The following is a 6,201-nucleotide window of genomic DNA, read 5'->3' on the forward strand; positions in this document are numbered from 1 at the left end:
GGCGCCCGACGCCGGGCGCCGCAGCGCGGTCGCCGCGGCCTGGCAGGGCGGCGTCGCGCGGCGGGCCATGCACGGCCCGCCGCGATCGGCGCCGGGTCAGCCGGGCCGGGTCAGCCGGGAAGATGGCCCTCGATCAGCGCAACATCCCCGTCGCTCGCCGCCTGCCGCAGCGCGATCAGCGGGGCGTATTCGGCGCTGTGGTAGAAGGCCTTCAGCGTCGCCATGTCCGGGTATTCCAGGATGACCACGCGTTCCAGCCCGGGCGTGCCCTCCACTGGCGTGACCGCGCCGCCGCGGACCAGGTAGCGGCCGCCATGCCGGGCGATCATCGGCGCGACCTTGTCGCGGTACTCGGCGAATTTCGCCGGGTCCTTCACGCGGATATTGGCGATGAGATAGGCGGGCATGGCGCGTCGGACTCCGGCCGGGGTGACCGAGGGGGCGGAGCCTCCTCGACTCTCATCCGCCGTCCGGGGGGTCGCCTGACCCCCCGGCGGGGGTGAGCGAGGGGGCAGCGCCCCCTCGATCCCGGCTACAGTGCCGGCATCGCCGCCGCGATGGAATCCTCCTTCGTCATCTTGCCCAGCGTCATCCAGCCCCGCTCGTATTGCGGCGGCACCGGCAGCGCCTCCGTCCGGCCGAGCTTGGCCGCGGCGTGCAGCGGCCAGTAGGGGTCGCGCAGCAGGGCGCGGGCCAGCAGGATCAGGTCGGCCTTGCCCTCGGTCAGGATCTGCTGGGCGTGCTCCGGCTCGGTGATCATGCCGACCGCCGCCACCGGGATGCCGGCACCGGACTTCACCGCCGCGGCGCCCGGCACCTGGTAGCCGGGGCCGAGCGCGATCTTCTGCGCCGGGTGCAGCCCGCCGGAGGAGACATCGACCATGTCCACCCCCAGCGATTTCAGCCGGCGGGACAGCTCGACCGTCTCCTCGGTCGTCCAGCCGCCCTCCACCCAATCGGTGTGGGAGACGCGGACGCAGAGCGGCACCTCGTCCGGCATCACCGCGCGGACCGCCTTCGTCATCTCCAGCACGAAGCGGGCGCGGCCGTCGAAATCGCCGCCCCAGGCATCGTTGCGGCGGTTGGACAGCGGCGAGAGGAATTGGTGGCCGAGATAGCCATGCGCCGCATGCAGCTCGATGAAGCGGTAGCCGGCCTGGATGCTGCGCTTCGCCGCGGTGGCGAAGGCGGCGATGCTGGCCAGGATCTCCGGCTCGGTCATCGCCTGCGGCACGGCATAGGTGTCGAAGGCCTCGGCCGAGGGGGCGAGCGGCGTCCAGCCCTTCTCGGCCGGCGCGGGCCCATGCACCCAGGGCGCGTTGCGGCTGGCCTTGCGCCCGGCATGCGCGAGCTGGATGGCCGGCACCGCGCCCATCGCGGCGATGCCGGCGGCGAGGCGGGCGTGGCCCGGCAGGTGCTCCTCGCCCCAGAGGCCGAGATCGTCCGGCGAGATGCGCCCTTCCGGCGTCACCGCCGCCGCCTCGGTCATCACCAGCGCGGCGCCGCCGACCGCGCGGGAGAGCAGGTGCTGCAGGTGCCACTCGGTCGGCTTGCCGTCGCCGCCGCAGCAATACATGCACATGGGCGAGACGCCGATGCGGTTCTTCAGGGTGACGCCGCGCAGGGTCAGCGGCTCGAACAGGTCGGTCATGGGGTCGTCTCTCTCCAGGGGAACAGGCGCCCGAGGCGGTTCTCGAGGATGGCGAAGAACACCGGCGCGCCCGGGGGTGCCGGCAGAAGATAGCCGGATGCGTCGGCCGGGAAACGGGTGCGGGTGACCGCATCCAGGACGTTGCCGCCGATGGCGTCCACCCAGCCCGGCCCCGCCGCCACCACGATGTCGCAATGCATCGGCCGGAAGCGGCCAGCATCGGCGGCGCGCTGCCGCCAGTCTTGGATCGGGGTGCGGCCGCGATCGGCGCAGAGCAGGTCGCCCGGCTGCGGCGGCACCTCCCCCGGGCTGCGCGGCAGGAAGGGCGCGGTGGCGGGGAACAGCGCGGCGTCGCGGATCAGCGCGTCCACATAGGCCGCATGCGCCGCCGAGGGCGGGAATTCCCGCCGGTCCACCCCCGCCGCCTGCATGAGCCAGGAGATGAAGGCGGCGGACCAGTAGGGGTCCTGCCACAGCGCCTCCCCGCCCGGCTGGCGGGCCAGCGCCGCGGCAAAGCGGCGGCGGTTCAGCGCGATGGCGCCCTCATCCTCCGGCACCGCCCGCCAATAGGCGAGGACGCGGGGAAAATTCGCCGGGTCGCTCTCCGCCCGGGTCGAGGGCGGCCGGGCGCCCGCGGCGACGGTGATGCCGCCCCACTCCGCCCATTCCGCCAGTGCGACCCGCAGCAGCCTCTCCCGCGCCGATGGCGGATAGGGCAGCGGCGGCTCGGGCGCCGCCGGCGGGGCGGCGCAGCCGAGGAGGAGGAGCAGGGGCAGCAGGGCGAGGCCGGCGCGGCGCATGCGGCAGGTCTATACGGTTTGCGGCCAGGCCTGAACGCCGCGCCGCTGCCGTTGCCGCCGGGACGGGCGGTGCCGCGCGGCATGGCCTGCGCGCCGGACGCTGTTGGGCCTTCGCCGGGTCCGGCGCGGCGGCAGCCGGCGTCGCCACCGGACGCCACCGGTCAAGTCCCTGCCGCCAACATGTCCTGGATTTTATATTCCAGACATCCTCACGTGAGCGTGAGGATCGTATACCTTTTCTCGTTCAGGCGATGCCTTGGACGTCTCCTCCCAGTGATTGAGCGCCGCGGCCTGGGGTCGGGCGTTCCGGTCACCACTCGGGCCGGTGGGCAACCACCGGCCCTTTTTTTATGCGTTTTCGCATCAGTCCCATGGGTGCCCGCCGCCGATGCGATGGCGGCATCCGGCGCGCCGCCGGGCCAGCGGACTTCCCGGAAGTCCTTGGCTGGACTGGCTTGGAACGAACGGAAGCCCCTTGCCCGACCTCGACGGCCCGGCCGGCCAAACAGGATTCTTCGCAAAGACGTGAGATTGTGCTTGTCACTCACAGGTGAGTGAGGCACATTGTATGCGTTCAGGCGATGCCTTGGACGTCTCCTCCCAGTGATTGGGTGCCGCGACCTGGGGTCGGGTGCCCGCATCACCACTCGGGGCCGGTGGGCAACCATCGGCCCCCTTTTTTTGCCCGCCGGCCGGGCCCCGCCCGGCGCCGCGTCGCCGTCAGGCGGCGCGGGACCGCGCCAGGCTCAGCAGCCCCGCCGCGAGCGCGAAGCCGATCCCGGCCAGCATCGCCACCCGCGCGCCATCGGTCCCGTAGACCTGGAAGCACAGCCCCACCACCGTGGTGCCCAGCGTCGTGCCCAGCAGCCGCGCCGTCGCCTGCATGCCGCCGGCGCCGCCCGCCCGCGCCTTGGGGGCGGACCCGATCATCGTCCGGTTGTTCGGCGTGGAGAAGAAGCCGAACCCGGCGCCGCACAGCATCATCAGCCCGCCGATCACCAGCCCGTTGCCCAGCAGCGGCAGGCTGGCCACCAGGCCGAGCCCGACCACCATCGCCGCCATCCCGCCCATGCAGAGCCGCGCCGTCGGGATGCGGTCGGACAGCCGCCCGGCCAGCGGCGCGCCGAAGGCCATGCCCAGCGGCCAGGGCGTCATGATCAGCCCGGTGCCGCCCTGGCTGATGCCTGCCCCCTGCAGCAGGAAGGGCAGCGAGACATGGCTGGTGTACCAGGCGGAGAAGGCGCAGACCGACGCCGCGACCGAGAAGGCGATCGCCCGGATCCGCAGCAGGTCCACCGGCAGCAGCGGCGCCGGCTGCGACAATTGCCGCCGCACCAGCAGCACGCCGGCGCCGATCCCGCCCGCGATCAGCAGCGTCGCCGGGATCGGCACCGCGAAGACTAGGTCCACGCCCAGGAAGAACAGGCCGAAGGTCAGCACGTTCAGCACCGCGCTCGCCCAGTCGAAGGGCCGGCGCGTGCCGGGCGTGTCCGGCAGCGCCCACCAGCCCACCAGCATCCCGACCAGGCAGATCGGCACATGGAAGGCGAACAGCGCCTGCCAGGGCGCGACCGTCAGGATCGCCGCCGCCAGCGACGGCGCCGAGGCGCCGGAGATCGCCACCACCGTCGCGTTGATCCCGATGGCGCGGCCGAGCATGCGGAAGGGATAGATCGTCCGGATCAGCCCCGCCGTCAGGCTCATCACGGCGGAGGCGCCGAGGCCCTGCGCCACCCGGCAGGCCAGCAGCGTGCCGAAATCGGGTGCGAGGGCGGAGCCGAGCGAGGCCACGCCGAACACCCCGAACCCCACCACGAAGACCGGGCGGAAGCCGAGCTTCTCCCCCAGCGAGGCCAGCGGCAGCAGCGTCGTCACCACCGTCAGCTGGTAGGCATTCAGCAGCCAGGTCGCCGCCGCCGGGGTGATGCCGAGGCTGCGGGCGACGCCCGGCAGCGCCACGTTGATCATGGCGCTGTCGAGCACGGTGATGGCGATGGAGACCGACACCGCGACCACCGCCCAGGCGCGGCGCGGCATCGGCAGGCCGTCCTGCTCGGCGGCGGGGGCGGGCGGGCTCACGGGCGCGGCGGCAAGGCGGCGGCGGGCGGGGCCTTTCCGGCGGGTGTCGGGCTGCGCCGGCCCCGGCCGGCGCGCCCGGCTAAGGGGGCCCGGAGCAAGGGCGCCCGGGGCAAGGTGCGGGATACGCCGGGCCGGCGGACGCGCACGCGATGGTAGCCCGCGACGGCGCCGATGGCGCGCGTCTCGCCGATGGTCTGGATGCCGTCCTCCCGAAGCCGTTGGGCGCCGCGCGGGCCGAGGTTGCGCAGCGCCGTCATTCCCGCCGTGCCGGGCGGCACGCTACTCCGCGGCGGCCGCGACCGGCGCCTGCGGCAGCGCCACGCCGACCAGCGCGTCGCGGGTCACCAGGGCCGCCAGCCGGTCCTCCGACCAGCCCTCGGTCCCCGCCGGGCGTTCCGGCAGCACCATCCAGCGGTAGTCGGCCGTGCTGTCCACCACGCGGATCTTGGTCCCCGGCGGCAACACCGTGCCCCATTCCGCCAGCACCGCCCGCGGCTCCCGCACCGCGCGCGAGCGGTACTCGAAGCTCTTGTACCAGCTCGGCGGGTAGCCCAGCACGGCGCGCGGGTAGCAGGAGCACAGGGTGCAGACGACCAGGTGATGCAGCCCCGACTTGTCCTCCAGCACGCCGAGCGGCGGCGCGCCGGCCATGGACACGCCCATCTGCTCGGCGGCCTGGGCGCCGTCGCGCAGCAGCAGCGCGCGCCAGTCCGGGTCCAGCCAGGCGCGGGCGACCATGCGGGCGCCGATCTCGGGGGAGGCGCGGTCGGTCCGCGCCTGCGCCTCGTCCAGGTCGGCGGCGCTGACGATGCCCCTGGCCGCCAGCGCGGCCAGCAGCTTCTCGAGCTTCGCCAGGCTCTCGGGGCGGGCGGGCGCGCTCATGCGGCGCCCCGGCGGCGGGACGCGACGGCGCGTCGATGGGCGGGCCTGGTCATGCGGCCTTCGGCTCCTGCTCGGTATCGGGGTCGAGCCAATGCTCGAAGATCTCGACCAGCACGGTGTCGCCCTCGGCGCCTTCCCGCCAGATCGGCGGCTGGTCGAACAGGACGTGGTAGAGCGGGCGGACCGGCGCCGGCCGGGCGAAGGCCAGGTCCTCCGGGTTCGGGAAGGCGCCCAGCACCGCCTGCACCCGGCCGATGCGGCCGCGCAGGTAGTGCGGCGTGCGGATGTGGCAGGGGCCGCGCCGCTCCGGCCAGTCGTCCCGCACCCGCACCCGGTCGCCGGCGGCGAAGCGGGCGCCGGCGACCGCGCCGCCCGAGGGGCCGCTCATGCCAGGTCCTCCGGCGCGACCAGGCCCTTCTCGACCATGATGCTGGACAGCGAGGTGAGCCAGCGCTCGTAGTAGGTCAGCGCGAAATACTCGGGCTCCGGGATCGCCTCGATCCCGCGCCGCAGCTCGTCCACCGTCATCAGCTTCTTCGCCGCCAGCACCTGGCGCAGCGCGTCCACCCGCTTGCCGAATGCGTCGGGCGGCGCCTCGTCGCGCTCGACCGGGCTGCAGCGGAAGCGGCTGAGGCCGCCCATGTCGTGGATGGCGGGGGTGGGGTCGGCGTCGCTCATGGGATGGCAGGCTAAGGCCGCCCGCCCCGCCGCGTCCAGCGGGGCGCGGCGGCTCCGCCGGCCGGGGCTTCGCCGGCCGCGGGCCGGGCACCCGCGGCCGGGTCGTCCGCC

At 74.2% G+C, this 6,201-nt stretch carries 8 protein-coding genes; all 8 read right to left on the minus strand.

Features of this window, described 5'->3' with window-relative positions:
• Positions 1 to 110: 110 nt before the first annotated feature.
• The gene (locus E2C05_RS27335; RefSeq protein WP_133222813.1) at positions 111 to 407 is read right to left on the minus strand and encodes a DUF1330 domain-containing protein; all 297 of its coding nucleotides are present in this window, start codon (positions 405 to 407) and stop codon (positions 111 to 113) included.
• Positions 408 to 532: 125 nt separating this feature from the next.
• Positions 533 to 1,651, minus strand: coding sequence for an NADH:flavin oxidoreductase/NADH oxidase (locus E2C05_RS27340; RefSeq protein WP_133222814.1), 1,119 nt, complete (start codon positions 1,649 to 1,651; stop codon positions 533 to 535).
• Positions 1,648 to 2,451, minus strand: coding sequence for a DUF2272 domain-containing protein (locus tag E2C05_RS27345; protein WP_133222815.1), 804 nt, complete (start codon positions 2,449 to 2,451; stop codon positions 1,648 to 1,650). Before E2C05_RS27345 ends, E2C05_RS27340 begins: the two co-directional genes overlap by 4 nt.
• A gap of 720 nt (positions 2,452 to 3,171) precedes the next feature.
• Positions 3,172 to 4,530, minus strand: coding sequence for an MFS transporter (locus E2C05_RS27350; RefSeq protein WP_133222816.1), 1,359 nt, complete (start codon positions 4,528 to 4,530; stop codon positions 3,172 to 3,174).
• Positions 4,527 to 4,787: a TfoX/Sxy family DNA transformation protein gene (locus tag E2C05_RS35510; protein WP_133222817.1), complete on the minus strand. Its 261-nt coding sequence runs from the start codon at positions 4,785 to 4,787 to the stop codon at positions 4,527 to 4,529. The genes E2C05_RS27350 and E2C05_RS35510 overlap by 4 nt, the downstream gene beginning before the upstream one ends.
• A 22-nt stretch (positions 4,788 to 4,809) precedes the next feature.
• Positions 4,810 to 5,412, minus strand: coding sequence for a nitrile hydratase subunit alpha (locus E2C05_RS27360; RefSeq protein ID WP_133222818.1), 603 nt, complete (start codon positions 5,410 to 5,412; stop codon positions 4,810 to 4,812).
• A 49-nt stretch (positions 5,413 to 5,461) separates the two neighbouring features.
• Positions 5,462 to 5,800: an SH3-like domain-containing protein gene (locus tag E2C05_RS35240; RefSeq protein WP_133222819.1), complete on the minus strand. Its 339-nt coding sequence runs from the start codon at positions 5,798 to 5,800 to the stop codon at positions 5,462 to 5,464.
• Positions 5,797 to 6,090: an SH3-like domain-containing protein gene (locus tag E2C05_RS35245; protein WP_133222820.1), complete on the minus strand. Its 294-nt coding sequence runs from the start codon at positions 6,088 to 6,090 to the stop codon at positions 5,797 to 5,799. The genes E2C05_RS35240 and E2C05_RS35245 overlap by 4 nt, the downstream gene beginning before the upstream one ends.
• Between the last annotated feature and the right edge of the window lie 111 nt (positions 6,091 to 6,201).

The organism is Paracraurococcus ruber (assembly GCF_004353985.1).
In the GTDB taxonomy this organism is placed as follows: Bacteria; Pseudomonadota; Alphaproteobacteria; order Acetobacterales; family Acetobacteraceae; genus Paracraurococcus; species Paracraurococcus ruber.